This window comes from Burkholderia sp. Ac-20353, assembly GCF_017104785.1.
Taxonomy (GTDB): Bacteria; Pseudomonadota; Gammaproteobacteria; order Burkholderiales; family Burkholderiaceae; genus Burkholderia.
In genome coordinates this window covers 1-2,025 of sequence record NZ_JAAGPL010000440.1, presented here as the reverse complement: position 1 = coordinate 2,025, position 2,025 = coordinate 1, and the positions used below count along the sequence as shown (strand labels likewise).

3 protein-coding genes are annotated in these 2,025 nt (G+C 71.2%); all 3 read right to left on the bottom strand.

Translation table 11 applies throughout. From position 1 onward, the window contains the following. Positions 1-88: 88 nt before the first annotated feature. Positions 89-880 (bottom strand): type II secretion system protein N, encoded by a 792-nt coding sequence (locus G3N94_RS41065; protein ID WP_205799875.1) that lies wholly within the window; start codon positions 878-880, stop codon positions 89-91. A 42-nt stretch (positions 881-922) separates the two neighbouring features. After that, positions 923-1,426 (bottom strand): type II secretion system protein M, encoded by a 504-nt coding sequence (locus G3N94_RS41060; protein WP_205799874.1) that lies wholly within the window; start codon positions 1,424-1,426, stop codon positions 923-925. Beyond that, the coding region (gspL, locus tag G3N94_RS41055) for a type II secretion system protein GspL (RefSeq protein ID WP_205799873.1) at positions 1,423-2,025 on the bottom strand (603 nt) is incomplete at its 5' end. The genes gspL and G3N94_RS41060, both read right to left, overlap by 4 nt.

The window sequence follows — 2,025 nt, the reverse complement described above, 5'->3', positions numbered from 1 at the left end:
CGTGCCGGCCGGCGGCGCCGCAGGCACGGGCGCCGCGCCGCTCGCGCAGAAGTGACCTAACGTACGCGTGGCGGGCGCTGCGCGCGCGTCAGCGCGCCGCGTCGCCGCCGAAGATCAGCGACACCTCGCCGTTGCCGATCGGATGGCCGAGCAGGTTCAGGAGCCCCGCGAGGTTCGCCTGCTGCTCGGGTGCCGCGTGTGCGGTGCCGCGGAACGATCCGCCGGCCGCACCGAAGTTGCCGTGGCCGTCGAGGAACAGCGGCCCCTTCGTCGTCGCGAGGTCGAGATCCGCGCCCGCGCCCTTCGCCTGCAATACCGCACGGTACGAACCGAGCGGCTTCACGCGCGACACGCGCGAACTCATCTCGTCGATCGTCACCGTCAGCTGGCCGAACGCGTTGCTGCCGAAGAGCCGCCAGTCGGTCCAGCCGAGCCGCACATCGCCCTGCAGGTCGAGCGTGTTGAACGGCGTGCCGAGCCCCGCGAGCAGCGACGCCGGCACCGCGATCGCGCCGGCGGACAGCACCGCGCCGCGCCACGTCGCATCGAGCGTGACCGGCTCAGGCATCGCGTCGGTCTGCCGCATCCGCATCTGTACGCGCCCGGTCAGGAGCGGCCAGAAACCCGTCGTCCATTCGACCCGCCCCGGCAGCAGCGTCGCCGCGCTACGATCGGCGCCCGGCGCGAGCATCAGCGTGCCCGAGCCGTGCCACAGCGAGCCGTCGGGATCGACGAGATTCACGTGCCCGCCCGTCGCGCGCGCGAACTGCGGCGCAATCCACGCGGCCGGCGCGAGCGCGGCCAGCGTGATCGCGCTCGCGATTCCTCCCGCCGCGAGCCACGGCAATGCGGCGACGAGCCGCTTCGACCACGGCCTCATCGACCGACCGCCGCTTGATTCATCCACTGCCTCATTTTTGCTTTATTTTTGCGTCGACGGCTGCATCACGGCCGTCAGGTCGACCTGGCCGTCGTCCTTCAGCGCGGTGACGTGCGCCTCGCCGACCTGCACCTTGAACTGCTTGCGCGCGTCGTCGAGCCATTGGGTCCACGCCGGGAACGGCACGTTCTTCATCTGGATCTGCACGCCGGTGCCGATCACCTGGGTCTGCGGCGCCGGCAACCCGTGATCGGACAGCGACGCCGTCAGCGCATCCTTCAGCGCGACGCCGGTCGGCGCGACGCCTTGCGCGGCGGCGGCGAGCGAGCGCGCCTCGTTCGCCTGCGCGGTCATCTGCGCGAGTTCGCTGCGCATCGTCGGCAGCGCGCGCATGATCCGCGCACGGCCTTCCTGCGCGGGCGACCACAGCACCGAATACGCGATCGCGACGGCCAGCACGGTGCCGCCCCAGCCGAGCAGCGTCTTTTCGCGCGGGGTGCGCTCGCCCCAGAATTGCGTGAGGGTCTGATTCAGTTCTGCCTTCATGAGCGGCTCCGGATCGTCCATTTGCCCGTGCTGCTGTCGACTTCGCCGGCGAGCCCGTTGCGCGCGAGGCGCTGCGTGAAGTCCGGATCGACCGTCACGCCCGGCTTGAAGCCGACGTCGAGCCTGCGGTCGTGATAATCGAGCGACGCGATGCCGTTCAGCGGCAGCGCGCCCATCGAGCGCGACAGCCCGCTCGCGAGCGCGAGGAAATCGTTCGGCGACAGCTCGCCGGCCGCGAGCCGCAGCTGGTCGAGCTGGCGCTGCATCTGCGCGGGCGGATCGAGCACCGTCGTGGTTTTCGGGAACGCGGACAGCAGCGTTTCGGTGATCTGCGCGGACAGCGCATCGCGCTCGCGCGCGAGCTTCCACCAGTGCAGGTTGACCCCGATCACCGCGACCGCGAGCGTCGCCGCCACGAGCGCAACCGGCAAGCGCAGCCGTTTGAGCGTCGTGCGGTCGAAGCGCCACGGCTGCGACTCGAATTCGAACTGGCACAGATCGAAGCGCTCGGCGAGCGCGCGGCGCGCGAACGCGTCGAACGGCAGCGGCGTCGCGCCCGGCAGTAACGCAGCGCCCGCCGGGTCGGCGTCGGCGCGCTT

Bases quoted from the DNA above. Each gene is read 5' to 3' on its own strand.
- G3N94_RS41065 (WP_205799875.1), bottom strand. From the start codon at position 880: ATGAGGCCGTGGTCGAAGCGGCTCGTCGCCGCATTGCCGTGGCTCGCG.
- G3N94_RS41060 (WP_205799874.1), bottom strand. From the start codon at position 1,426: ATGAAGGCAGAACTGAATCAGACCCTCACGCAATTCTGGGGCGAGCGC.